This window comes from Stenotrophomonas sp. YJH_SMC_43 (assembly GCF_059372535.1).
This window is the reverse complement of record NZ_JCAFVQ010000003.1, coordinates 736814-761420: the sequence shown is the minus strand read 5'-3', so window position 1 is coordinate 761420 and position 24607 is coordinate 736814. Positions and strand designations below refer to the sequence as shown.

The 24607-nt window shown below is 66.7% G+C and carries 24 protein-coding genes; 13 read left to right on the top strand and 11 right to left on the bottom strand.

The genetic code is table 11. The features are described from left to right. The first annotated feature begins 125 nt into the window (after positions 1-125). The 4 genes from AC5QAH_RS15680 to AC5QAH_RS15665 all read left to right on the top strand — a co-directional run bounded on the left by AC5QAH_RS15680 (position 126) and on the right by AC5QAH_RS15665 (position 4648). Entirely contained in the window at positions 126-1001 is an 876-nt protein-coding gene (locus tag AC5QAH_RS15680) for a tryptophan 2,3-dioxygenase (RefSeq protein WP_019338596.1), read from the top strand. Positions 1002-1182: 181 nt separating this feature from the next. Next, a complete protein-coding gene (locus AC5QAH_RS15675; RefSeq protein ID WP_043399407.1) occupies positions 1183-2682 on the top strand; it encodes a peptide MFS transporter in 1500 nt (499 codons plus the stop codon). Between the two features lie 19 nt (positions 2683-2701). Beyond that, the gene (locus tag AC5QAH_RS15670) at positions 2702-3307 is read left to right on the top strand and encodes a thioredoxin family protein (RefSeq protein WP_197576800.1); all 606 of its coding nucleotides are present in this window, start codon (positions 2702-2704) and stop codon (positions 3305-3307) included. 201 nt (positions 3308-3508) lie between these two features. Continuing rightward, positions 3509-4648, top strand: a complete 1140-nt coding sequence (locus AC5QAH_RS15665; protein ID WP_049453963.1) for a hypothetical protein — start codon at positions 3509-3511, stop codon at positions 4646-4648. 81 nt (positions 4649-4729) lie between these two features. On the opposite strand, the gene AC5QAH_RS15660 is transcribed toward AC5QAH_RS15665, so the two are convergent. Next, positions 4730-5221: a MarR family winged helix-turn-helix transcriptional regulator gene (locus AC5QAH_RS15660; RefSeq protein WP_026347199.1), complete on the bottom strand. Its 492-nt coding sequence runs from the start codon at positions 5219-5221 to the stop codon at positions 4730-4732. 129 nt (positions 5222-5350) lie between these two features. On the opposite strand from AC5QAH_RS15660, the gene hppD reads away from it, so the two are divergent. Next, entirely contained in the window at positions 5351-6463 is a 1113-nt protein-coding gene (hppD, locus tag AC5QAH_RS15655; protein ID WP_180870439.1) for a 4-hydroxyphenylpyruvate dioxygenase, read from the top strand. A gap of 103 nt (positions 6464-6566) precedes the next feature. Then, complete coding sequence (gene hmgA / locus AC5QAH_RS15650; RefSeq protein WP_495232444.1) at positions 6567-7865, top strand: homogentisate 1,2-dioxygenase; 1299 nt, start codon at positions 6567-6569, stop codon at positions 7863-7865. A gap of 70 nt (positions 7866-7935) precedes the next feature. Here hmgA and AC5QAH_RS15645 read toward each other — a convergent pair whose 3' ends face one another. Next, entirely contained in the window at positions 7936-8472 is a 537-nt protein-coding gene (locus tag AC5QAH_RS15645) for a hypothetical protein (RefSeq protein ID WP_054172656.1), read from the bottom strand. Between the two features lie 125 nt (positions 8473-8597). Here AC5QAH_RS15645 and AC5QAH_RS15640 point away from each other — a divergent pair, with 125 nt between their 5' ends. Both AC5QAH_RS15640 and AC5QAH_RS15635 read left to right on the top strand, forming a co-directional pair. After that, a complete protein-coding gene (locus AC5QAH_RS15640; RefSeq protein WP_495232443.1) occupies positions 8598-9254 on the top strand; it encodes a hypothetical protein in 657 nt (218 codons plus the stop codon). 74 nt (positions 9255-9328) lie between these two features. Beyond that, positions 9329-10294, top strand: a complete 966-nt coding sequence (locus AC5QAH_RS15635) for a sodium:calcium antiporter (RefSeq protein ID WP_495232442.1) — start codon at positions 9329-9331, stop codon at positions 10292-10294. A gap of 135 nt (positions 10295-10429) precedes the next feature. Here AC5QAH_RS15635 and AC5QAH_RS15630 read toward each other — a convergent pair whose 3' ends face one another. From AC5QAH_RS15630 to AC5QAH_RS15595, 8 genes are all read right to left on the bottom strand, one after another. Further along, positions 10430-10819: a Na+/H+ antiporter subunit G gene (locus tag AC5QAH_RS15630; RefSeq protein WP_126929389.1), complete on the bottom strand. Its 390-nt coding sequence runs from the start codon at positions 10817-10819 to the stop codon at positions 10430-10432. Then, positions 10816-11100: a K+/H+ antiporter subunit F gene (locus AC5QAH_RS15625; protein ID WP_005411334.1), complete on the bottom strand. Its 285-nt coding sequence runs from the start codon at positions 11098-11100 to the stop codon at positions 10816-10818. The genes AC5QAH_RS15630 and AC5QAH_RS15625 overlap by 4 nt, the downstream gene beginning before the upstream one ends. Further along, on the bottom strand, positions 11097-11603 hold the full coding sequence (locus tag AC5QAH_RS15620) for a Na+/H+ antiporter subunit E (protein WP_010482671.1): 507 nt from the start codon (positions 11601-11603) through the stop codon (positions 11097-11099). Before AC5QAH_RS15620 ends, AC5QAH_RS15625 begins: the two co-directional genes overlap by 4 nt. Then, on the bottom strand, positions 11600-13135 hold the full coding sequence (locus AC5QAH_RS15615; RefSeq protein ID WP_338712995.1) for a monovalent cation/H+ antiporter subunit D: 1536 nt from the start codon (positions 13133-13135) through the stop codon (positions 11600-11602). Before AC5QAH_RS15615 ends, AC5QAH_RS15620 begins: the two co-directional genes overlap by 4 nt. After that, positions 13132-13524, bottom strand: a complete 393-nt coding sequence (locus tag AC5QAH_RS15610; protein WP_010482669.1) for a Na+/H+ antiporter subunit C — start codon at positions 13522-13524, stop codon at positions 13132-13134. The genes AC5QAH_RS15615 and AC5QAH_RS15610 overlap by 4 nt, the downstream gene beginning before the upstream one ends. After that, the gene (locus AC5QAH_RS15605; protein WP_227200354.1) at positions 13524-16355 is read right to left on the bottom strand and encodes a monovalent cation/H+ antiporter subunit A; all 2832 of its coding nucleotides are present in this window, start codon (positions 16353-16355) and stop codon (positions 13524-13526) included. Before AC5QAH_RS15605 ends, AC5QAH_RS15610 begins: the two co-directional genes overlap by 1 nt. Positions 16356-16687: 332 nt before the next feature. Then, positions 16688-17173 (bottom strand): Mpo1 family 2-hydroxy fatty acid dioxygenase, encoded by a 486-nt coding sequence (locus tag AC5QAH_RS15600; RefSeq protein ID WP_010482667.1) that lies wholly within the window; start codon positions 17171-17173, stop codon positions 16688-16690. A 136-nt stretch (positions 17174-17309) separates the two neighbouring features. After that, positions 17310-18236 (bottom strand): phosphoribosylaminoimidazolesuccinocarboxamide synthase, encoded by a 927-nt coding sequence (locus tag AC5QAH_RS15595; protein WP_029379835.1) that lies wholly within the window; start codon positions 18234-18236, stop codon positions 17310-17312. Between the two features lie 141 nt (positions 18237-18377). Here AC5QAH_RS15595 and AC5QAH_RS15590 point away from each other — a divergent pair, with 141 nt between their 5' ends. The 4 genes from AC5QAH_RS15590 to yegS all read left to right on the top strand — a co-directional run bounded on the left by AC5QAH_RS15590 (position 18378) and on the right by yegS (position 21199). Continuing rightward, on the top strand, positions 18378-18707 hold the full coding sequence (locus AC5QAH_RS15590; RefSeq protein ID WP_005411327.1) for a J domain-containing protein: 330 nt from the start codon (positions 18378-18380) through the stop codon (positions 18705-18707). 57 nt (positions 18708-18764) lie between these two features. Further along, complete coding sequence (gene rpe / locus AC5QAH_RS15585) at positions 18765-19439, top strand: ribulose-phosphate 3-epimerase (protein ID WP_032127160.1); 675 nt, start codon at positions 18765-18767, stop codon at positions 19437-19439. A 60-nt stretch (positions 19440-19499) separates the two neighbouring features. Further along, positions 19500-19982: a GNAT family N-acetyltransferase gene (locus AC5QAH_RS15580; RefSeq protein ID WP_012481443.1), complete on the top strand. Its 483-nt coding sequence runs from the start codon at positions 19500-19502 to the stop codon at positions 19980-19982. 281 nt (positions 19983-20263) lie between these two features. Continuing rightward, positions 20264-21199, top strand: coding sequence for a lipid kinase YegS (gene yegS, locus AC5QAH_RS15575; RefSeq protein ID WP_010482660.1), 936 nt, complete (start codon positions 20264-20266; stop codon positions 21197-21199). Between the two features lie 15 nt (positions 21200-21214). On the opposite strand, the gene AC5QAH_RS15570 is transcribed toward yegS, so the two are convergent. Further along, on the bottom strand, positions 21215-22078 hold the full coding sequence (locus tag AC5QAH_RS15570; protein ID WP_238379173.1) for an ankyrin repeat domain-containing protein: 864 nt from the start codon (positions 22076-22078) through the stop codon (positions 21215-21217). Between the two features lie 105 nt (positions 22079-22183). Between AC5QAH_RS15570 and AC5QAH_RS15565 the strand changes: the two genes are divergently transcribed. After that, positions 22184-24541 carry a Tle-like phospholipase domain-containing protein gene (locus AC5QAH_RS15565; protein WP_197597817.1) on the top strand — a complete coding sequence of 786 codons (2358 nt, stop codon included), beginning with the start codon at positions 22184-22186 and terminating at the stop codon, positions 24539-24541. The last annotated feature ends 66 nt before the right edge of the window (positions 24542-24607 follow it).

The following is a 24607-nucleotide window of genomic DNA, read 5'->3' as shown; positions in this document are numbered from 1 at the left end:
GTTCCACGCGCAGGCCCCGCATCGGCCAATGCTCCACGGGGCACCGCACGCCCCGGTATGGACGGCGCGGCTGCCCGCGCGGCTGGCAACGCGCTACCCTTGCCGCCCCCGATCTGGCCGCAACCATGTCCGTCGACAACAACCAACGCGATCTCGAAGCCGGCATCCACACCGACCTGCAGGGGCGCCTGACCTACGGCGGCTACCTGCGGCTGGACCAGCTGCTCAGCGCGCAGCAGCCGCTGTCCAACCCGCCGCACCACGACGAGATGCTCTTCATCATCCAGCACCAGACCTCGGAGCTGTGGCTGAAGCTGCTGGGCCACGAACTGCGTGCCGCAATCGGCTTCCTGCAGCGCGATGAAGTCTGGCAGTGCCGCAAGGTGCTGGCGCGCAGCAAGCAGGTGCTGCGCCAGCTGACCGAGCAGTGGTCGGTGCTGGAAACGCTCACTCCGTCCGAGTACATGGGCTTCCGCGACGTGCTGGGCCCGTCCTCGGGTTTCCAGTCGCTGCAGTACCGCTACATCGAGTTCCTGCTGGGCAACAAGAACGCGCAGATGCTGCAGGTGTTCGAGCACGATGCGGCCGGACAGGCGCAGCTGCGCACCGTGCTGGAGGCGCCCAGCCTGTACGAGGAGTTCCTGAAGTACCTGGCCCGCTTCGGCCACGCCGTACCGGCCGTGTATGAAAACCACGACTGGACCCAGCCGCATGTGGCCGACGACGCACTGCAGCCGGTCTTCGAACGCATCTACCAGGACACCGACCGCTACTGGCGCGAGTACGCGCTGTGCGAGGACCTGGTGGACCTGGAGACCGCCTTCCAGCTATGGCGATTCCGACACATGCGCACCGTGATGCGGGTGATCGGCTTCAAGCGCGGCACCGGCGGCTCGTCCGGGGTGGGCTTCCTGGCCAAGGCGCTGGAACTGACCTTCTTCCCCGAGCTGTTCCAGGTGCGCACCAGCCTGCAGGCCGGGCCCCCGTCAGCGCAGGGCTGATCCGTATTCAGCTTGGATCCCGGCCACTGGCTGGATCGTTTCAGATGCAAGTTCAGCGAGCAGGCTGGCACCTGCCTCAAACGGCGTGTATTTGACGTGAACGCCAGAAGTCGGTGATCCTCGCGCGTTGCTCCAACTGCACAGCGGACGTGCTCGTCATCCACCGAACCAGGAAACCCGCATGAGCGTAAACGCCACTGCGAACACCCCAGAGCCGGCGCTGCCGGACTTCAAGACCACGCTGGGCCACCCGCGCCCGTTGTGGATGCTGTTCATGACCGAGTTCTGGGAGCGCTTTGCGTTCTATGGCATCCGCTGGGCCTTGGTGCTGTACATCGTTGCCCAGTTCTACAACGGCAGCGCTGCCGGTGAAGGCGACGCCAGCCGCATCTACGGCGCCTACCTGGCCCTGGTGTATGCCGCAGCCATCTTCGGTGGCTACGTGGCTGACCGGGTACTGGGCTATCAGCGATCGATCCTGACCGGCGCGATCATCATGGCCGCCGGCCTGTTCATGATCTCGCTGCCGCAGGAGCACATCTTCAAGCTCGGCCTGGCCACGATCATCGTCGGCAATGGCCTGTTCAAGCCGAACATCTCGACCATGGTCGGCAAGCTGTACGGCCTGAAGGACGAGCGCCGCGATTCGGGCTTCACCATCTTCTACATGGGCATCAACATTGGCGCGATGATCGCCCCGGTGCTGACCGAGTACCTGGCCCGCAAGGTCTTCGGTACCGATGCCATGCCGTCCTACAAGGTCGTGTTCATCGCTTCGGGCGTGGGCATGCTGATCTCGCTGGTGTGGTTCTACATCGGTCGCGCCGGCCTGAAGGGCATCGGTGCACCGCCGGCCGGCGCTGAAGGCTTCGGCCGCATCATCATGGTGCTGGCCGGTGCCGTGGTCGCCATCCCGGTCGCGTACTTCCTGCTGGCCACCGGCGCCACCGCGCTGGCCTGGATCCTGGGTGCGATGTTCACCGCGCTGGCCATCCTGCTGCTGGTCGAGGGCATCCGCGAGGGCAAGGTGCAGCGCGACCGCGTGATCGCCATGCTGATCATCTTCGCCTTCAACGTGATGTTCTGGATGTTCTTCGAACAGGCCGGCAGCTCGTTTACCTTCCTGGCCGAGAACATCGTCAACCGCCAGTTCGGTGAATGGACGTTCCCGACCGCGTGGTTCCAGTCGGTCAACTCGGTGGCCATCATCACCCTGGCCCCGATCATCGCCTGGATCTGGGTGGCCATGGGCCGCGCCAATCCGTCCATCCCGCGCAAGTTCGGCCTGGGCCTGCTGTTCAATGGCGCCGCCTTCGCCCTGCTGATGTACGCGCTGTCGCAGATGGTCGTGGACGGCAAGATCCCGTTCTGGACCCTGTTCATGGTCTACGTCATCCAGTCCGTGGGTGAGCTGTGCCTGTCACCGATCGGCCTGTCGATGGTGACCAAGCTGGCCCCGGTGCGCCTGGTCGGCTTCGGCATGGGTGGCTGGTTCCTGTCCACCGGCATCGGCAACAACCTGTCGGGCATCTTCGCTGGCGTGGTCAGTGGTGAAGGCGGCATGACGGTCGAGTCGGCCCTGAAGGGGTATACCTTCGGGTTCTGGGCCCTGATCGGCTCCGGCGTGGTGCTGTTCCTGATCGCCCCGCTGATCAACAAGCTGATGCACGGCGTCAAGTAACGATGAGAGGGTAGAAGGCATGCGTAGCAAGCTCGGTACTGCGGTAGTGGTGGTCTGTGCGGCGCTGATCGGCGCCTGTTCCCAACCGCAACCGCCTGCCGCCGCCGAGCCTACGCAGCCGCTGGATACCCGACCCACCGAGCCACCGGTCGCTGACCCCAGCGAACCGGTGGCCTCGGGCAACACCCCGGTGGCGGCGGATATTGCCGCCATCGCCGGGCTCGGCGCGCAGTTCGACCCGGCCCGCAACCCCGCCGACGATCTGGCCACCGCCAAGGTGGAAGCCCAGCGCGGCAAGAAGCGCATCCTGCTCGAGGTCGGCAATGCTGCCTGCGATCGCTGCCGGGCGCTGGACGAGCTGGTGGAAGGCAACGGTGATCTGCGCCGCTTCCGCGATGCCCACTACGTGTGGGTAAAGGTCAACGCCAGCGACGAACAACCCAATACCGCTTTCTTCGCCCAGTTCCCGATGATGGCGCGCGACTACCCGTACCTGCTGGTGCTCGATGCCGATGGCGGACTGCTGGTGTCGCAGGCCACCGGCGAGCTGCGCAAGGGCGAAGCCTTCCAGCCCGCGCGCGTGACCGCGTTCCTCAAGCAGTGGGCACCTGACAAACCGGAATAGGGTAGTGCCGGTTGCTGGCCGGCATGCTCGGCAGGTGCCGACCGTTGGTCGGCACTGATGTCGGGTCGCATCCACGCATGGCGTGGATCTACTGTGGTTGCGGTCACATTCCCGAAATCGGCATCTCAATATCGCAACGCGCTCGCCGTTACCGGCAAGGACCTCAGTCGACACCCGTCGATGCAACCTACCGGAACGCCCATGCACAGCGACCACGCCGAACGACTGCCCGAACCTGCCAGTACTCTGGCCGAAGGCGAAGCAGGCGAGGGTGTGACCCTGCCGCCGCAGGAGGCGCTGCTGGATGACGCCGGTACCGGCGAGGACAGTGTTGAACTGGCCCCGCCGCGCCATCGCCTGCCGCAGATCGCGCTGCCCGACAACGTGGTGCTGAAGGGGGCGGTGCAGAAACTGGTTGAGCAGAAATCAAGGCTCGATGCATTGGCCGTCGACGGCCAGCTGGCCGGGTTGCTGCCGCCGGAATGGCAGGGCCATGGCGTGCGTGCGATCGAACTGTCCACCTTCATCCAGGGCGTGCTGCCGTTCCTGCAGCCAGGCGAGCGTGGCGAAACCGCGCCCGCGCGCCTGCCAGTGCGCCATGTGCTGGGGGACGACAGCCGTTGGGGCCTGGACGATGTGTCCGAACCGAAATCGCTGGCCTGGTACCTGGCTAGCGACGAACGCGCCGCCGCCGGCAGCAAGGACGTGGCCGAGGCCTATCTGGTGGGTGCACTCGGCCTAGCGTGGATGCAGGAAGGGCGCAGCCGCCCCGGTTTCCTGCGCGCGATGGGCCAGGACAGCCTGGCGGCACGGGTGACCATGCTCGGCTATCCGCCGGCCAACGAACTGGCGCTGTACAGCGTCACCGCGCACGGCCAGTCGCAGATCTGGTGCGTGCACGGTCGCCGCCGCATGCGTCCGTTGGTAGCGCCGTGGCTGAGCGTGCCGGTGCTGACCGCCTATGGCGTGCCGGCGCCGGTTGCGTGGCCGTCCAGTTTCCCGCCGGTGGAGGCCGTGGCCGAGCTGCTGGCGATCGCACGGCAGGGGCGCGCGCTGCCGGAAGTGGACCTGGCCAAGGCGGTGGCGAAGATCGCCGAAGATGCCGCATCCGATGCCTGGCAGCCGGTCAGCCTGCTGCAGCTCAACACCTGGTCGCCGCGCTGGCATTTCTTCCTGGGCACCTTCGTCGGCCTGCCGTCGCTGCTGCTTGTAGCTGCCGCGCTGGCGCTGCCGGGGGCGGTCGAAGCGGCCACGGTTGCCGCCTCGCTCGGCTTCGCCGGCGGTGCCATTGCCGCACTGGCGGTGCCGTGGATCCATGCGCGCCGCAAGCATCTGAGCTGAAATAAGGGGACGGAGGGGATTAAGCCGTAATCAGCCCTCGTGTGCCTGAAACGGCTTAATCCCCTCCGTCCCCTTTTGCTTTCAGACCCCTTCGCCCATCCGCTCCAGGCCGTCACCGGCCAGGCGCAGGATCAGCTTTTCCAGCAGCTGCTCCTCCTCCTCGCTCAGCACCGACATCAGCTTGCGGGTGATCTCGATCACCATCGGCGCGATGGTCTCGTACACCTCGAAGCCGGCGGCCGACAGCGCCAGTACCGAGCGGCGGCGGTCGTCGCCATGCGTCTCGCGCTTGATGAAGCCGCGCTCCAGCAGGCGGGCCACGGCGCGGCTTACCGCCACCTTGTCCATCGCCGTGCGGTCGGAGACCTCGCTGGCCGAGGAGCCCGGGTACAGCGCCAGGATGGTGATCACCCGCCACTCAGGGATCGCCAGACCGTAACGATCGCCGTATAGCTTGGCGATGTTGCCGCTGACCCGGTTGGACAGCACGCTCAGCCGGTACGGCAGGAACTGTTCCAGGTCGAGCAGGACGTGCGAGGCACGCAGGCGGGTCGAGGCGGGATCGGGGCTCATGTTGCGGTGCACCTTGCTGGTGGTTTCAAGTGTAACTATAAGGGGTGGGTCCAGACCCTGCATTCTCGCCGGGTCCCTACCTGCCCGCACCTGGTTTGTACCGATGCGGTACCGATTCGGAGCCACGCCATGAATACCGCAGTCCCGACCGCCTCGCACCCCAACCCCGGCATGCAGGTCACCACCTTCGAGAACCCGATGGGCATCGACGGCTTCGAGTTCGTCGAATTCGCCGCCCCGGCCGGCCGTGGCCAAGAGCTGCACGAGTACTTCCGGAAGATGGGCTTCAGCGCGGTGCTCAAGCACAAGCAGCGTCCGATTACCGTCTATCGCCAGGGCGACGTCAACTTCCTGGTCAATGAAGACCCCGATTCGTTCGCCGCCGACTTTGCCGAGAAGCACGGTCCGTGCGCGTGCGGCTTCGCCATCCGCTTCAAGAAGCCGGGCCAGGAGGTCTACCAGACCGCGCTGGGCAACGGCGCCGAAGCCATCGCCTTCAAGCCGGACAGCAAGGCGGTCAGCGCCCCGGTCATCAAGGGGATCGGCGATTGCATGCTGTACTTGGTCGATCGCTACGGCGCGGCCGGCAGCATCTACGACGGCGACTACGAGCCGATCGCCGGTGCCGACCTGCACCCGGTGGGCTTCGGCCTGACCTTCATCGACCACCTGACCCACAACCTGTACTTCGGCAACATGCAGCAGTGGTCGGACTACTACGAGCGCCTGTTCAACTTCCGCGAGATCCGCTACTTCGACATCAAGGGCCTGAAGACCGGCCTGGTGTCCAAGGCGATGACCGCGCCGGACGGCATCGTGCGCATCCCGCTGAACGAATCGTCCGACCCGAAGAGCCAGATCAACGAGTACCTGGACGCTTACAAGGGCGAGGGCATCCAGCACATCGCCTGCTTCACCGAGAACATCTACGACACGGTCGAAGCGATGCGCGCGCAGGGCGTGGACTTCCTCGACACGCCGGAGACCTACTTCGAGGTGATCGACCAGCGCGTGCCGAACCACGGTGAAGACGTACCGCGCCTGGCCAGGAACAAGATCCTGATCGATGCCGATCCGGAAACCCACCAGCGCAAGCTGCTGCAGATCTTCACCCAGAACTGCATCGGCCCGATCTTCTTCGAGATCATCCAGCGCAAGGGCAACGAGGGCTTCGGCGAAGGCAACTTCACCGCGCTGTTCGAGAGCATCGAGCGCGACCAGATCCGCCGCGGCGTGCTGTAAGGTCCTGGGCAGCGCCGGGTCACGCCCGGCGCCTGCTTGCCTGTAGAGCCGAGCCATGCTCGGCTGCTTTCCGTTCCGGTCTTGCCGTTTTTCAGGAGCCCCCATGTCCCCCGCCATCACCGCCCGTGGCTACCAGTCCGGCTTCGGCAACGAATTCGCCACCGAGGCCGTCGCCGGCGCGCTGCCGGTCGGGCAGAACTCGCCGCAGAAGGTGGCCCACGGCCTGTACGCCGAACAGTTGACCGGCACCGCCTTCACCGCGCCGCGCGGCAGCAATCGCCGCAGCTGGCTGTACCGGATCCGCCCGGCGGTGACCCATGGCGAGTTCACTCCATTTGCGCAGTCGCAGTTGCAGTGTGATTTCGGTGCACAGCCGGCCTCGCCGAACCAGCTGCGCTGGAGCCCGCTGCCGCTGCCGGAGCTGCCGACCGACTTTGTCGAGGGCCTGTACACGATGGGTGGCAACGGCTCACCCGACGCGCATGCCGGTGTCGGCATCCATCTGTATGCGGCCAACCGCGACATGGTCGGCCGCTACTTCTACGACGCCGACGGTGAACTGCTGATCGTGCCGCAGCTGGGCGCGCTGCGCCTGCTGACCGAGCTGGGCGTGATCGAGATCGAGCCGCAGCAGATCGCGGTGATTCCGCGCGGCGTGCGTTTCCGCGTCGAACTGCCCGATGGCCCGAGCCGCGGCTACATCTGCGAGAACTACGGTGCGTTGCTGAAGCTGCCCGACCTCGGCCCGATCGGTTCCAACGGCCTGGCCAACCCGCGCGACTTCGAAATCCCGCACGCGGCGTTCGAGGATATTGATGGTGATTTCGAACTGATCGCCAAGTTCGAAGGCCGACTGTGGCGTGCGCCGATCGACCATTCGCCACTGGACGTGGTGGCCTGGCACGGCAACTACGCGCCGTACCGCTACGACCTGCGTCGCTTCAACACCATCGGATCGATCAGCTACGACCACCCGGACCCGTCGATCTTCCTGGTGCTGCATTCGCCCAGCGACACGCCGGGAACCAGCAACATGGACTTCGCGATCTTCCCGCCGCGTTGGCTGGTGGCGCAGAACACGTTCCGCCCGCCGTGGTTCCACCGCAACATCGCCAGCGAGTTCATGGGCCTGGTGCATGGCGCCTACGACGCCAAGGCCGAAGGCTTCGTGCCCGGCGGTGCCTCGCTGCACAACTGCATGAGCGGCCACGGTCCGGATGCACCGACCTTCGACAAGGCCTCCAACGCCGATCTGTCCAAGGCCGATGTGATCAAGGACACGATGGCCTTCATGTTCGAGACCCGCGCAGTGATCCGCCCGACCGCACAGGCACTGGCCGCCGGCCATCGCCAGGGCGATTACCAGCAGTGCTGGAACGGCCTGCGCAACAACTTCCGTTGATCAAAAAAGGGGACGGAGGGGATTAAGTCGTTTGTGCCACAAACGACTTAATCCCCTCCGTCCCCTTTTTTCAGGCCGTGGCCGCGAACGCGTCGCAATGCTCCAGCGGCAACGCCTCCAGCAGGCGCTGCCGCACGCGTTGGCAATAGCCCTCCGAGGTCAGCCCGGGCAGCATCTGCATCGCTGACTGCAGCCGCTGCAGCACCTCTTCTTCCGCACGCGCCTGCTGCAGGTCGCGGAACAGTGCTGCCGCCTGCGGGTGGCGCTGCATCTCCAATATGCCCAGCACGTAGATGCGCGCGGCCACCAGCGAGCGGCGACGTTCGATCGCGGGTGCAGCAGGCGCCGCTGCCGGTGCTGTGGGCACCGACGCTACCGCGGCTGCGGGCGACGGTGCCGGGGCTGTGGCGCCAGTGCCGGTGCTCAGGTATCCCGCCTGCACCAGCTGGATGACCATGGCCGGTGCTTCCTGGCCGAGCAGGCCGGTCAGGTCGGCAACGGTGCGCTGGCCGTCGCACAGGATCAGCAGCCGGCGCTGGCGCATGTCCAGCGGCGCGCGGTGGGCCTGCAGCGCGGTTCGGGCGAGATCGGTCTTGCGCGGTTGCATGGAAGGGACAGCCAGGTCGGTGCTCGCCGAGCCTGAACGAAGGCGATGAAACCGCGATGACAATGCAGCATCTGCACGTGTGCTGCGCTAGCGTGCAGCTACCTTCGTGCCAGGGAACCGCACCGATGAAGCACCTTCCGATTGCCGGTCTGTTGCTCCTTTCGCTCGCCGCCTGCAGTGGCGGCCCCGACAAGCAGGGGGCGGCCGGCAGCGGCAGCGACACTCCGGCGGAAACCGCCTCGGCGACCGGCCCCGCCCAGTCGACGGATCCTGATCTGGCGGCTCGCCCGGCGAACGACCTCCGCAAGGACAGTCCAGCCCGCCTGGACGGCTTCGCTGGTGCGAAGCTGGGGGCCGGCATCGCCGACGTGCGCGCCGGCTTCGGCACGCCGCTGCAGGGGCTGGGCATCGATGCCGCCGGCAAGCCGCTGCCGGCTGACGATGGCAACGATGGCTGTTACTTCCTGCGCCCGCAGGATGCTGAAGACCCGCGCCTGATGATCGAGGGCCGCAAGCTGGTGCGCTACGACGTGCGCAGCGCAGCCATCACCGCACCAGGCGGCGGCAAGGTCGGCATGACCCTGGGTGAGCTGCAGGTGCTGTACCCGGAGCGGGCCGATGTCGGCCCTGACAAGTACGACGAGAAGGCCCAGCACCTGCGCGTTCGCCCGGCGCAGGAGGGCGGGGCGGTGATCGACTTCGCACTCGGTGCCGATGGCCGGGTGGGTGCCTGGCGCGTCGGGCAGACCCCGCAGGTCGATTATGCGGAAGGGTGTGGCTGATCCTTGATCCACGGCCCAGCCGCGCGTGCGGGCCAAGCGTAGAATCGCGCCACCACTGCTGGGGGGAGTGCTCGATGATCGCCATTGCCATTGCCTGGTTCCTGCTCGGCTTGCTGCTGCTGGCGCTGGGCGGGGACTCCATCGTCAAGGCCGTGTCCGGCCTGGCCCAACGTTTCGGGGCCAGCCCGTTCACTGCCGGGCTGCTGCTGCTCGGGGTAACCACCTCGTTGCCGGAACTGGCGGTCAATGCGCGCGCGCTGGCGGTGGGCCAACCGGAGCTGGCCCTGGGCAACGCGGTGGGCAGCAGCATCGTCAACCTGGGCCTGACCCTCGCCGTGGCGGCCATGGCTGCGCCCCTGCTGCTGCGCGCCCGCCTGCAGACGGTGCTGTGGTGGTCGCTGCTGGCGGCGGGTGTGCTGCTGATCCTGTTCGGGCTTGATGGCGGTCTCGCACGTTGGGAGGGCGGCATACTGCTGGCCGGCTTCATCGTGGTGCAGGTGCTGCTGCTGCGCCGTGGCCGCAGCGAAGGCGCGGCGGTGCAGGCGGCCATTGACGAATCCGCGCTGAGCCGCACGAGCCTGCCGTTGAACGTGCTGCGCGTGCTGATTGCCGCGTTGACGCTGTACTGGGGCGCGCGCCTGGTGGTGGGCGCCGCCGCGGACTTCGGCGTAGCCCTGGGCTGGACGCCCCTGCTGGTCGGCCTGCTGCCGGTGGCGATCGGCACCGCACTGCCGGAGGTGGCCACCGCCATCGCCGCCGCGCGTCGCGGGCATGGCGACATGGTGCTGGGCCACGTGCTGGGTTCCAGCGTGGTCAACCTGCTGCTGGTGATTGGTGCGATGGCAGTGCTGCAGCCGCTGGCGTTGCCGGCCTCGTTCGTGCGCCTGGAGCTGCCGGCGCTGCTGGCGTTCGCGCTGGTGCTGTACCCGATGCTGCGTGGCGATCTGAAGATCAGCCGTGGCGAAGGCGTGATCCTGCTGGTCGCGTTCGTCGGCTGGCTCGTGCTGGAGCTGCTGCTGGTGGGCGCACCAGCGTTGTAGATCCACGCCATGCGTGGATGCGGTTGATTTCGTGCCGACCAACGGTCGGCACCCACCACCGATCACCCGGTGGGTGCCAACCTTGGTTGGCACTCGCGCAAACAATGCGCCGACCAAGGTCGGCCGCTACCGGATTTACCGGCTCTGCGTGGTCTCTTCTTCCCGCACCGGTTCCGGCGGAGGCAGCTGCTCTTCAGCGGCCGGCTCGTTGCCGGGCAGGCTGGGGCGGGTTTCCATCAGCAGCGACAGCGCGGCCTTGGCCATCATGTGTGCGCTGATCGGTGCGGTGATGAACAGGAACACGGTGATCAGCAGCTCGCGCGGCTGCGGGTCCTGGCCGAGGAAGATGTGGTAGCAGACCGAGCACACCAGCACGCAGCCCACGCCCAGCGTGCTGGCCTTGGTCGGTGCGTGCAGGCGCTTGAAGAAGGTGGACAGCTTCACCAGGCCCAGCGCGCCGACCAGGATGAAGAAGCAGCCGAACAGCAGCAGGATCGACAGGCCGATCTGGATCGCGGTGATCATTCGACGATGTCCCGGCGCAGCACGAACTTGCTCAGCACCACGGTGCTGCCGAAGCCGAGCATGGCGATGATCAGCGCGGCCTCGAAGTAGATCGGCGAGTTGAGGTACATGCCGAACAGCATCAGCTCGGCGATCGCGGTCACCGACAGGGTGTCCAGCGCGAGGATGCGGTCGGGCACGGTCGGCCCGCGCAGCAGGCGCCAGGTGGCCAGCAGCATCGCCAGGCCGACCACGTGCATGCACACCACCAGGGTGGTCTGGATGACTTCAAAACCGGTCATGGGAAGATCTCCATCAACGGCGCCTCGTAACGGCGCTTGATCGTATCGATCAGGTCCTGTGGGTCCTCCAGGTGCAGCACATGCACCAGCAGGAACTTGCGGTCGTCGCTGAGCGCGGCCGAGACCGTGCCCGGGGTCAGCGTGATCATGCTGGTCAGCGCGGCGATGCCGTGGATGTTGGCGATGTCCAGCGGCAACCAGATGAAACCCGGGTGGATGTTCTTCTCCGGGCCCAGCACCTGCAGGGCAACGCGGATGTTGGACATCAGGATGTCCCACAGGGTCACGCACAGCAGTTTCGGCAACGGGCGCAGAGTGCCGATGCGGGCGAACTCGCGATCCAGGCGCGCGGCGAACAGCGGCACCACCACGCCCAGCACCAGCCCCAGCACGATCTGGCCGAGGGTGAAGCTGTCGGACATCAGCAGCCAGAATGCCACCACCATGATGCTGAGCATCGGCGAGGGAATGACGCGGCGGAACAGGGAGCGCTGGGCGGTCATGGCTGGCGGATCTCCGGCGTGGTCGCGCGCAGCTGCTGCACGTACTCGCTGGGGTGCAGCAGCTGTGCGGCGGTGGCGTCGGTGTAGCGCATCAGTGGGGCGGCGGCCAGGGTCATGCCGATGCCGTAACCCAGCAGCAGGCAGGCGGCGTAGAGCTCGACCCGGCGCAGGCGTGCCTTGCGCGGCTTCGGTGCCTCGGGATCGACCGGTGGCACGCGCCAGAACAGGCGGATGCCGCCGCGGGTCAGGCCCATGATCACCAGCAGGCTGCTGACCAGCACCGCGGTCCAGACGGGGGCGGTGTACTGTGCCGGCATGCCAGCCAGCAGCGCGGCCTTGGCCAGGAAGCCGGACAGCGGCGGCAGGCCGGCCACCGATACCGCGCCGATCAGGAACAGCACCGCTGGGGTTTCCTTGCCCGGCATCGGTGCCACCACTTCCTTGCGGTCGCTGGCGCCACCACGTCGGCGGCGGATCAGGTCGGCAATCAGGAACAGCGCGGCGGCGACGAAGCTGCTGTGTGGCAAGTAGTACAGGCCGGCTGACAGCACCTGCGGCGTGCCTACCGAGAAGGCGATGAACAGCGTGGCTGCCGACACGATCACCAGGTAGGAGATCAGCACGCGCAGGCGGGTTGCGGCCAGCGCACCCAGGCCACCGAGCACCAGCGTTGCCACGCCGGCCCACAGCAGCCAGTCGCGGCCATAGCCGGTCATCGCGCCGGCATCGTCGCCGAACCACAGCATCTGGATGCGTAGCACCGAGTACAGGCCGACCTTGGTCATGATCGCGAACAGCGCGGCCACGGCGGCCGGTGCGCGCGAATACGCTTCCGGCAGCCAGAGGTACAGCGGCATCAGCGCAGCCTTGGCGCAGAACACCAGCAGCAACAGGCCCATCGTCGCCTTCACCAGGGTCAGCTGCGCCGGCGGCACTTCGGCGATGCGCTGCGACAGCTCGGCCATGTTCAGCGAACCCAGTGAGGCGTACAGCAGGCCCAGCGCGATCAGGAACAGGGTCGAGGCGGTGACGTTGAACACCACGTAGTGCAGGCCGATGCGCATGCGCAGGCCGCGGCCACCGCTGAGCAGCAGGCCGTAGGAGGCGATCAGCATCACCTCGAAGAACACGAACAGGTTGAAGATGTCGCCGGTCAGGAACGCACCGTTGAGGCCCACCAGCTGGAACTGGAACAGTGCATGGAAGTGCGGTGCGCGGCGGTCCCAGCCCGAGCAGGCATGCAGCAGGCAGGGAATGGCCAGCAGCAGGGTGGTCAGCAGCATCCACGCCGACAGCCGGTCGGCCACCAGCGCGATGCCCAGCCGCGATGGCCAGTCGCCGAGCAGGTAGACGTTGATGTCACCGCTGGCCGTGCTGGCAAACAGCAGGCCCACCGCCAGCGCCAGCGCCGACAGCGCGGTCCAGGCCACCGCGCGCTGCACTCTGGGGCCATAGCGGCGGTGTTCGACGAACAGCGACAGTGCAGCACCCAGCAGCGGAATCAGGATAGGCAGGATCACCAGATGATTCATGCGCGGTCCTCGTCCTGGCGCGGCGGCACGCGCTCATCCTGCAGGTCGTCATCCGGCTCGTGGGCGTCCACGTGGTCGCTGTGGTTGTCGCTGCGGCTGCGCATGGCCAGCACGATGCTCACGGCAGTCATCGCGAAGGCGATCACGATCGCGGTCAGCACCAGTGCCTGCGGCAACGGGTCGGTGTAGTTGCCGAGATGGCTGTCCACACCTTCCTGCAGCACCGGCGCCTTGCCCAGCACCACGCGGCCACCGGCAAAGATCAGCAGGTTGGTGGCGTAGGACAGGAAGGTCATGCCGAGGATCACATCGAAGCTGCGCGCACGCAGCAGCAGGTAGATGCCGATGGCGGTCAGCACGCCGATCGCGGTCGCCAGGGCCAGTTCCATCAGTGCATCTCCCCGGTGCGGGCCGAACGGCGTTGCAGGTCGATCTCACCCTTGCGGGCAGTGCGGGTACGCGACGGCTTGATCGTGCCCATCATCGACAGCATCAGCATGGCGCCGCCGAACACCACCAGGTAGACGCCGATGTCGAAGCCGATGGCACTGGCCAGCGGCACGTCGCCGATCAGCGGCAGGTGCAGGTCCAGGTGCCCGCTGGTCAGGAACGGTACGCCGAACAGCATTGAGGCACTGCCGCTGAGCAGGGCGATCAGCAGGCCCATGCCGATGCAGCGGATGTAGTCGAAGCCGAAGCGCGATTCCACCGACGCGGTGCCCTGGATCACGTACTGGATCAGCAGCGGTACCGCCAGCACCAGGCCGGCGATGAAGCCACCGCCCGGCGCGTTGTGGCCCCGCAGGAACAGGAAGATCGATACGGTCAGGGTCAGCGGGAACATGATCTGCGCCAGGTCGGCCGGTACCGGCAGCTTGATCGGCGGGCCGGGCATGATCTGCTCCGGCGCCATCCGCGTGCGTCGCAGCAGGGCGTGCACCACCAGCGCGGCGATGCCGAACACGGTGATCTCGCCGAAGGTATCGAAGCCGCGGAAGTCGACCAGGATCACGTTGACCACGTTCTGGCCGTACGCCTCGGGCAGGGCGCGGGCGAGCAGCTCGCCGGCCATGGTGTTGGGCGGCAGGGTCATCGCCGAATAGGCCAGCGCGCCAAGCCCGGCACCGGCGATGATGGCGATCACCGCATCGCGCCGCTTGCGCCAGCGCGGCCGCTCCGGTCCGGACTGCGCGGGCAGGTAGTTCATGCCCAGCAGCATCAGCACCAGGGTCACCATCTCGACCAGCAGCTGGGTCAGGGCCAGATCGGGTGCGGACAGGAACACGAAGGTCAGCGCCACCATCAGGCCGACACCGCCCACCAGCAGCACCGCCAGCAGGCGCTGCTTGTAGACGCGCAGGGTGGCCACCGCACAGGCCATCATCACCAGCCACAGCGCCCAGCCCAGCAGCGGGATCGGCTGCGGTTTGGTCCAGTTCGGCGAGGCCGGGTTGGCGATGTAGGGCGCGGCGGCCACGGTGATGGCCACCAGCACCAGGCCCAGCAGCATGCGCTGCAGGCTGCCATTGGCGATGCCGTTGGTCAGGCGCATGGCCAGCGCGGAGATCGCATCCAGCTGTGCATGGAACACGTTGCGCCCGGTGGTGCGGGTTTCCACGCCGTGCAGGTTGATCAGCCTGCGCAGGCCGAAGTACAGCGCCACGCCACCGACTACGCCGATCGCGCTCATCGCCAGCGGCAGGTTGAAACCGTGCCACACCGCCAGGCTGTACTCGGGCATGGCGTTGCCGAGGATCGAGGCCGCAGCGGCATGCAGCACCGGCGCCACGGTCAGTGCCGGGGCGATGCCTACCGCCACGCAGATCACCACCAGCAGTTCCACCGGCACCTTCATCCAGCGCGGCGGTTCATGCGGCACGCGGTCCAGGTCGTGCGGGCCGGGGCCGAAGAAAGTGTCGTGCACGAAGCGCAGGCTGTAGGCCACGCCCAGCACGCCGGCCAGCAGCGCGGCGATCGACACCGCCGTGCGCATCGCGCCCGGGCCGCCACCGGCGGTCAGTGCCTCGGCGAATAGCATTTCCTTGGACAGGAAGCCGTTGAGCAGCGGGATGCCGGCCATCGCCAGCGAGGCGATGATCGCCAGCGCGCTGGTGAACGGCATCAGCTTACGCAGGCCTCCGAGCTTGCGCATGTCACGGGTGCCGGTTTCGTGGTCGATGATGCCGGCGGCCATGAACAGCGAGGCCTTGAAGGTGGCGTGGTTGAGGATGTGGAACACGCCGGCCACCACCGCCATTGGCGTGGACAGGCCGAACAGCAGGGTGATCAGGCCCAGGTGGGAAATGGTCGAGTACGCCAGCAGGCCCTTCAGGTCATGCTGGAAGATCGCATTCCAGGCGCCGATCAGCAGGGTCAGTGCGCCGATGCCGCTGACCGTGTAGAAGAACAGGTCGCTGCCGGCCAGTGCCGGATGCAGGCGCGCCAGCAGGAACACGCCGGCCTTTACCATGGTGGCCGAGTGCAGGTAGGCCGAGACCGGGGTCGGCGCCGCCATCGCGTGCGGCAGCCAGAAGTGGAACGGGAACTGCGCGCTCTTGGTGAAGATGCCGGCCAGCATCAGGAACAGGGCATACGGATACAGCGCGCTGGCGCGGATCTGCTCGCCGGCGGCCAGGACCACGTCCAGGTCGAAGCTGCCGACGATGCGGCCGATCAGCAGCACGCCGCCGAGCAGGGCCAGGCCGCCGCCGCCGGTGATCACCAGCGCCATGCGCGCGCCTTCGCGGGCGTCCTGGCGGTGCGACCAGAAGCCGATCAGCAGGAACGAGCTGATGCTGGTCATTTCCCAGAAGATCATCAGCAACAGCAGGTTGCCCGACAGCACCATGCCCAGCATGGCGCCCATGAACAGCAGCAGGTAGGAGTAGAAGCGGTGCGCGTTGTCCTGCTGGCTCAGGTAGTAGCGCGCATACAGCACCACCAGCGCGCCGATGCCCAGCACCAGCCCGGCGAACATCCAGGCCAGCCCGTCCAGGCGCAGGGTGAAGTCCAGGCCGATCTGAGGCAGCCAAGGGACCATCGTCCGCATCACCTGGCCGCCGAGTACGGACGGGGTCAGCCAGCCGAGGATGGCCAGCCCGCCCAACGGCGCCAGCGCCGCCAGCCAGGCAGCAGTCGAGCGCGAACTACGGGGGAAGGCCGCAACAGCCGCTGCCATCAGGAACGGCAGGGCCAGCAGCAGGGGCAGGCTGGGGAGCATGCAGGGAATCCATGATTCACGAGCAGGTCAGGGAGGATAACAGGCCGCGAAATGTCGCCGAAACCCATCGAACAGCGATCAATTGCATGTAACGTTCGCTGATTCATTTTTTCTGCGGTGCAGCATCACGTTCCTGCAGTCCTTCCCCGGTTGCCCTCGGGGACACCCTACGCCCACGCAGGGAGACCGCAGGCCCTGTCGCACAGGGGCTGCCGTCGACGGGCGGGACGTGGGGAGCGAGTCACCGGGGCAGGCTGGCAGGGCCGTCGTGGAGTGCGGGTGACGGAATCTGCCCGTTCAGGAAACGACGGCCGCCGTCGGCCGCCCGCAGTTCAATAGCGCCAGTCGAGCTTGCGGTAGAACTTGGCCATCACCCAGGCCGGGCCGATCAGCAGGTAGGTCAGGTCAGTCAGGAAGCTGGGCTTGCGGCCCTCGAACGTGTGGCCGATGAACTGCGCAATCCAGGCCACCACGAACACGCCCACCGCCAGCCAGCGCAGGGCCTGCAGGCCGATTTCGGCTTCCAGCAGGCGGCACAGGCAGCCGAACACGAAGAACTGGATGAGCATGCCGATGCCCAGCGGGCGCGACAGCTTGTTGTAGAAGCACCAGGCGCTGAACATCGCGAACGCCGACCAGATGCCGTACTGGAACCAGGTGATCAGCGGCGGCAAGCACCACAGCAGGGCCACCACCGACCACAGGATCGCCGGTACCGCCACCACGTGGATGCGCTGGTTGATCACATTGCGGTGGTCGTCGGAGTAGCTGGCGAAATAGCGGTCGATCGGCCGCGCAAGCTCGGTGGATGTCTGCATGCGGCCAGCATACTCCCGCCAGAGCCGACAGTAGAGCCAGGCCATGCCTGGCTGCGGATTCGCCGAGGTTGCCGGCCAGCGGCCGGCACTACCCCTTCAGAGTGCCCCCGCCTTTCCGGCCGGGGGCGCAGGCGGATCAGTCGACGCTGATCCCGGCCAGGCGCTGCAGCGCCTCGGCGTACTTGGCGCGGGTGCGCTCGATGATCTCGGCCGGGATGGTCGGGCCCGGGGCGGTCTTGCCCCAGTCCAGCGTCTCCAGGTAATCGCGCACGAACTGCTTGTCGTAGCTCGGCGGGCTGGTACCCACTTCGTACTCGTCGGCCGGCCAGTAACGCGAGGAATCCGGCGTCAGCATCTCGTCCATGATGTACAGGCGGCCATCGGCGTCGGTACCGAACTCGAATTTGGTATCGGCCAGGATGATGCCGCGCTCGCGGGCGTAGTCGGCGGCGAACTTGTAGATGCGCAGGGTGGCGTCGCGCACGCGCTCGGCCAGGTCCGCACCGACCTGCTTCACCATCGCATCGAAATCGATGTTCTCGTCATGGTCGCCGACGGCGGCCTTGGTCGAGGGGGTGAAGATCGGCTCCGGCAGCTGCTCGGCCTGGCGCAGGCCATCGGGCAGGTCGATGCCGCTGACCTTCCCGGTGCGCTGGTAGTCCTTCCAGCCGCTGCCGATCAGGTAGCCGCGGGCGATCGCTTCCACCGGCACCGGCTTCAGCTTGCGGGTGACCACCGCACGCTTGGCGTACAGGGCCGGATCCACGCCCTCGGGCAGCACGCTGGCCACGTCGATGCCGGTCAGGTGGTTGGGCATCAGGTGCGCGGTCTTGGCGAACCAGAAGTTGGACACCTGGCAGAGCATCTCGCCCTTGCCCGGGATCGGGTCGGGCAGGACCACGTCGAACGCCGACAGGCGATCGGTGGCCACCATCAGCAGGTAGTCGCCCGGCGGGGTCCCTGCAGGCAGCCGCTCGCGCGGGATATCGAACACATCACGCACCTTGCCGCGATGGCGCAAGGGCAGGCCGGGGAGATCGGATTGCAACAGCGTGGTTGGCACGGGCACTCCTGGGGCGTTGTCGATACGGCTGCCCAACGGACCCGGCGGGCCCGCTGACCAGCGGGCGGCCTAGTGTAAAGCCGTCCGGGCCCGCTGTGACGTAAAATGAGCGTCCATTTCGTCGGTCGACCCCGGAGCGCCATGCGCTGGTACGGAAAACTGCTCGGATTCATCGCCGGCGCCCTGCTGTTCCGGCCCAATCCGCTGTTTGGCGCGGTGGTCGGCCTGTTGATCGGCCATGCCTTCGACTCGGACTGGTTCCGCCTGAACAAGGAGAACCCGTACCGGGAGCTGGGGCTGACCTCCGAGGCCACCGATGCCGAGGTAGAGCGCGCCTATCGCAAGCTGATCTCGCAGTACCACCCCGACAAGCTGGGCGGTGCCGCCCCCGAGCTGCAGCAGCAGGCCGAGCAGAAGTCGCGGCGGATCAACGCCGCCTACGACCGCATCAAGACCCTGCGCAAGCGCTGACCCGACAGTCCCGCCTGCGGGCGGGAGAATCCTTTCCCCGTTCCGAAGGCCCCGGCCATGTCCAACTGCCTCATCGCCCCGTCCATTCTCTCCGCCAACTTCGCCCGCCTCGGCGAGGAAGTCGACAACGTCCTCGCCGCCGGTGCGGACTGGGTCCACTTCGACGTGATGGACAATCACTACGTGCCGAACCTGACCATCGGCCCGATGGTCTGCCAGGCCTTGCGCAAGCACGGCGTCACCGCGCCGATCGACGTGCACCTGATGGTTGAGCCGGTGGACCGCATCATCCCGGACTTCGCCGAAGCCGGTGCCACCTACATCAGCTTCCACCCGGAGGCCAGTCGCCACGTGCACCGCACCATCCAGCTGATCCGCTCGCTGGGCTGCAAGCCGGGCATTGTGCTCAATCCGGCCACCCCGGTGGACATCCTCGACTGGGTGCTGGATGACCTGGACCTGGTGCTGCTGATGTCGGTCAACCCGGGTTTCGGTGGCCAGGCCTTCATCCCCTCGGCGCTGGACAAGCTGCGCGTGGTGCGCAAGATGATCGACGCCAGCGGCAAGGACATCCGCCTGGAGATCGACGGTGGCGTGAAGGCCGACAACATCGGTGAGATCGCCGCCGCTGGCGCTGACACCTTCGTCGCCGGCTCGGCCATCTTCAACGCCAAGACCAGCTACCAGGACGTGATCGCGCAGATGCGCGCCAACGTCGCTGCTGCGCGCTGACAAAAAGGGGACGGAGGGGATTAAGCTCGCCTGATCCCCTCCGTCCCCCTGCTTCTGCTCATGGCACTCCTGAACATCCGTCCGGCCACCGTGGCCGATGCCGGCCTGATCCTGCACTTCATCCGTGAGCTGGCCATCTACGAGAAGGCCGAGCATTCGGTGCAGACCGATGAGATCGGCATCGCCGAGAGCCTGTTCGGTGCCGACGCGACCGCACGCGCGTTGATCTGCGAAGCCGACGGTGAGGCCATCGGCTATGCGGTGTATTTCTACAACTACTCCACCTGGCTGGGCCGCAAGGGCATCTACCTGGAAGACCTGTACGTCAGCCAGGAAAAGCGCGGCGTCGGCGCAGGCAAGGCGCTGCTGAAATACATCGCCCGGCAGGCCGTGGCCGAAGGCTGCGGCCGCTTCGAATGGTCGGTGCTGGACTGGAATACCCCGGCCATCGAGTTCTACACCGCCGCCGGCGCCAAGCCGCAGGACGAGTGGACCGTGTACCGGCTGCAGGGCCAGGCGCTGCACGATTTCGCCAACGGTTGAAATGAAATGCATCCACGCATGGCGTGGATCTACCAACCCGATGGGGCGAACCGCAACCAGGTAGGTGCGAACCTTGGTTCGCACTCCCTGCGAACGCCGAAAAAAAAGCCACGCCAATCACTGGCGTGGCCTCGCTGCATGCGTGGGAGGCTGATCCTGCCTCCATCCGTCGTCCCTGCTATGGCCTTCCATTCTCCGGTTGCTGAATGACATCTGCGTGACATTCACCGCGGACAAACAGCGCATTGCTAGCCTGTGCGCCCCCGTCCTGGAAGCACCACATGGCCGCACCGCGCTGGCGCCTGATCCTCAATGGCAAATCCGCTGGCAACGATGAGTTGCGCGACGCCGTCGGCCACTGGCGCGGGCAGGGTGTGCAGCTGGAAGTGCGGGTGACCTGGGAGGACGGTGATGCCGAGCGCTACGTGGCCGAGGCGATCGATCATGGTGTGGACGTGATCGTGGCCGCCGGTGGCGATGGCACGCTCAGCGCGGTGGCCGAGACCCTGGCCCACCGTGAGGAACCGGCGGATGCGCTGCCATCACTGGCGCTGATTCCGATGGGGACCGCCAACGACTTCGCGACTGCTGCCGGCATTCCCACCGAGCCGAAGGAGGCCTTCGGCTTGATCGGGCAGGCGACGCCGCATGCGATCGATCTCCTGCGCGTGGACGCCGATGGCACCCACTGGTGGTGCGCCAACCTTGCCAGCGGTGGTTTTGGCACGCAGGTAACGGTGGAGACCGATGCCGGCTTGAAGAAGATGCTGGGCGGGCTGGCCTACGTGATCACCGGCATCGCCAAGCTGGGTCGCATCGAGCCGATCACCGCGCGGCTGTCCGGCCCGGACTTCGCGTGGGAAGGCGACTTCATCGCGCTCGGCATCGGCAATGGCCGCCAGGCAGGCGGTGGCCAGCAATTGTGCCCGCAGGCACTGATCGATGATGGGCAGCTGGACGTGACGGTGCTTCCGGAGCTGGAGGGGGAAGTCACTGCCACGCTCGGCCAGATGCTGAAGTCCGGCACCCAGGCCGCGCTGGAACAGCTGGCAACGCGCGCGCGGCTGCCATGGTTGCAGGTGGAGTCCGAGCGCCCGCTGACGCTCAACCTGGACGGTGAACCGGTACAGGCGCGCCAGTTCCGCATCGCGTGCGTGCCGGGCAGGGTGCGGATGCACCTGCCCGTGGGCTGTGCACTGTTGTCCGAGCCGCGCTGAGCCGCACCGGAAGTCCTACAACGGCGGTATGTCCTGCTCCTTCGCCGGGAACCCGAATGCTTCACGCTTCTCGCGGATGTACTGCGGCAGCGGCGGCCGGGCAATGCCGTGATCGATCAGCCACTGCTGGCACTTCTTCTGCCACGGCAGCAGGTCCGGTGTGGTGATTTCCCAGTAGATCGCTTCGACCATGGCCATCCGATCGGGCGCGCCCGGTTGCGCCGATGACGGCGATGCAATCGTGGGGTCCGCACCATGTTCAAGCAGCCAGTAGGCCTGCTCGAAGCCGCCACGGCCGGTGTACCAGCTCAGGACCGTATCGGCCTGGCCGATGTTGGATTCGTTGACGTGTGCGCCTCGCTCCACCAGCAGCTGGATGTTCTTCCACAGGTTGCCGGAAATGAAGGCCTGGAACAGCAGCGTTTCGGTATTGGAGGTGCGTGTGTCCGGGTCGCCGCCATGATCCAGCAGGAGGGCCAGGTAGCGCGGATCGTCCATCTTCGCGGCATAGACCATGGCGTTGTTGTGGCGGAACGTCTCGCCGTCCAGCGTTTCAATACGCCGTGCATTCGGATTGGCGCCATTGTCGAGCATCGCGCGCAGGCCTTCCAGGTTCCGCGCGCGCAACGGCCACGCGATGAGCGGAATGCCATCCTGCTTCGAGAACTCCTTGTCGGGGTTCACGCCTTCGGTCTTGATCAGGCGCGTGATCGTCGCCGCATCTCCCTGTTCGGCGGCAATGGCCAGCTCCAGGGCTTTGCCTTCGAAATAGCGCTCCGCGCCATGTGAAGACGTGCGCGCGCAGGCGCTCAGCAGTATCAGCAGCATCAGCGCCAGCCAGGAGAATGGCGTAAAGGAACTGTGAGGGTGACGGTGCATGTGATTCCTTGACATGGACGCGTTCGGGGGATGATAGCGTTGGCCGTGGTCATTCCAGCAGGTCCTGGATGACCACGTCTTCACTGATGAGCAATGGAGTCTGCCATGAGCGGTCACGATCCCGAGCAGCAGGAACGCCTGCTGCAGGCCCGCGCCAGGAGCGTCCAGGCGCAGCAGCACCTGGTCGAGCAACTGCAGGGCGGTGGACACGCCACCGAAGCGGCGCGCTTGCGCGAGACCTATCACGCCCGCGAGCTGGGTTCGCTTGCTGATGATGTGTATGCCTCGGCAAAGGGCAAAGGAGAACCGCCGGTCGGGTGGACGCGAGCCAGTGCTGTGACCGACCCGGACACGCTCAAAGCAGCGGGCATCAGCCTGGGGGCAGCCGACCTGAAGAAGCTGATGCGGCCGAACGACTCGGGTTTCCGCGCAGAGATCTACATTCCGGACAAAAGGGTGTTCGGTGATGACGCCAAGCCGGTGCTGGTGTTCAAGGGATCCACGGGCGAAATCATCGATCCCCGGGCGAAAGGCGGGCGGCGTGAGTCCGGAGGCGAGGATTTCCTCAACAACGGACGCCAGGGCGTGGGCATGCAGAGTGACTACTACGATCGGGCCATGGCACTGGCGAGTCGCTTGAAGACCTCCGGTACCCACTTTGAACTCGCCGGTCATTCGCTTGGCGGCGGCATGGCCTCTGCCGCTTCGGCGGTGACCGGTGTACATGCGACCACCTTCAATTCGGCGGGCCTGCATCCGGCCACCGCCGATCGCTACGCGAAATCCCACGGATTGCCGGTGTTCAATACGCGCGACACGGTGCACACCTACCAGACCTCGGGTGAAGTGCTCAACGATGTGCAGAACGGATTGAAGCGGCTCAACGAGCATCACCGGCAGGGCTTTGGCCTGCTGGCCAGCGAGACCAGCCAGCTGCTGCGCCAGCCCGGCGTGCAGCAGATGGTTACCCGCAAGCTGCAGGAGATGATGCCGGCCGGTGCGCAGACGGCCACCGCCCAGCTGGTTGACCAGCTGGCGTCGAAATCCGGGGCGGAGGCATTGCGCAATGTTCCGGTGGCCGCGGGCAGGATGGAACTGTTGCTGGATGCCAAGACCGAAGTGAATGGAAAGGTGGTGGACCGCCGCCATCGAGAAGCGCCAAGCCAGCTTGCCGAATACGGTGGCCCGTTGGCCGAGGTGCTGATCGCAGGTGCGCGTGGCATGCGTGCCGGACGGGTTGCCGGTGAACATGTCGAGCAGGTCGGCGCGCTGGCGGGCCGGGGCATGAGCCTGTCCGGCGTGGCCGTCGAGCGTGCGTCGACCCTGCAGGGAAATGCGATCGGCACCGTGGTCGACTACGGTGGAAAGAGCATGCGGGTCGGCATCGAAGGCGGTGCGACGGTCATTGCCAAGGGACGCGAGCTGCAGGGTCTGGTCGAATCGGTCAGCCACCGCGTGCAGGCCAAGGGCAGTTACGGCTGGAACATCGGGGCCAGCGTGCTGGGTGCGCTCGGTGCCGACGACATGGCCAGGCAGATGCGCGAGCACGGTGACGCGGCCCGCAATCAACACGAAACCAAGGCCCGTGAAGCCACCCGTGAAGCAGCGGCGGATGCCGGCCGCATCCGCGCCGGCGGCCATCATCTGGGCGGCCAGCTGCAGCAGGGCGTGCATGGCGTGGCCAATGGGCTGCGCAATGGCTATGCCGTGTACGGCGCGACTTTCCACATGGGCATGAACTGGAGCAGCCATCAGATCACCGGGCTGACCTCGCAGGCGCCGGCCGTGCTGGCCGGCACCGTCGGGCTGGGTGCGATGGCCAACAAGGGCATTGCCACGCACCTGCCCACGCCGGCACTGCCGCAGAACCTGGTCAACCTTGCCAAGACGTCGTGGGTGATCGGGCGCGGCAGTGCGACCATGGGGGAGTCGGTGGACCGGCATGGCATGAGCGAGACGATGAACCCCAGTCTCGACGCGGCAATCGCGAGCCAGGAGGCGGCCGCGCGCAAGCTGCTTGGACGGCCGCATGCGCAGCTGCAGGAGGGGGCCGCGAAGATGCCAGCGCTGAACGATCCGGGGCACATCGACTTCCATCTGTTCAAGGGCGCGCAGACCGGCGTGCACGGCCTCGATGTGGCACATGGCCGCATCCCGAACCTGCAGAGCGACCAGCTGGCCGGGGCGTTGGCTGCGCAGGCCAAGCGCGATGGGCTGCAGGCCATTTCCCATGTGCTGCTCAGTGACGACCGCACGCGGGCATTCGCGGTCGACACCCCGGATCTGCAGGCGGCCCACCGCCGACATGCGCACGTGGACGTGGCGGCCGGCATGGCCCAGCCGCTGGCCGTGAGCACGGCGCAGGTTGACGCCCTGAACACCGGTCGCGAACAGGTGACGGCGGCTGGACTGGCCCAGCAACAGGGGCTGCAGGCCCAGGAGAACGCCCGGCGGATGGGCTAATGGCCGAATGAACCGCGCCGCGGCGGCGGGGTTCCCCTCCCGCCCCGGCTGCGATACAGTCAAGGG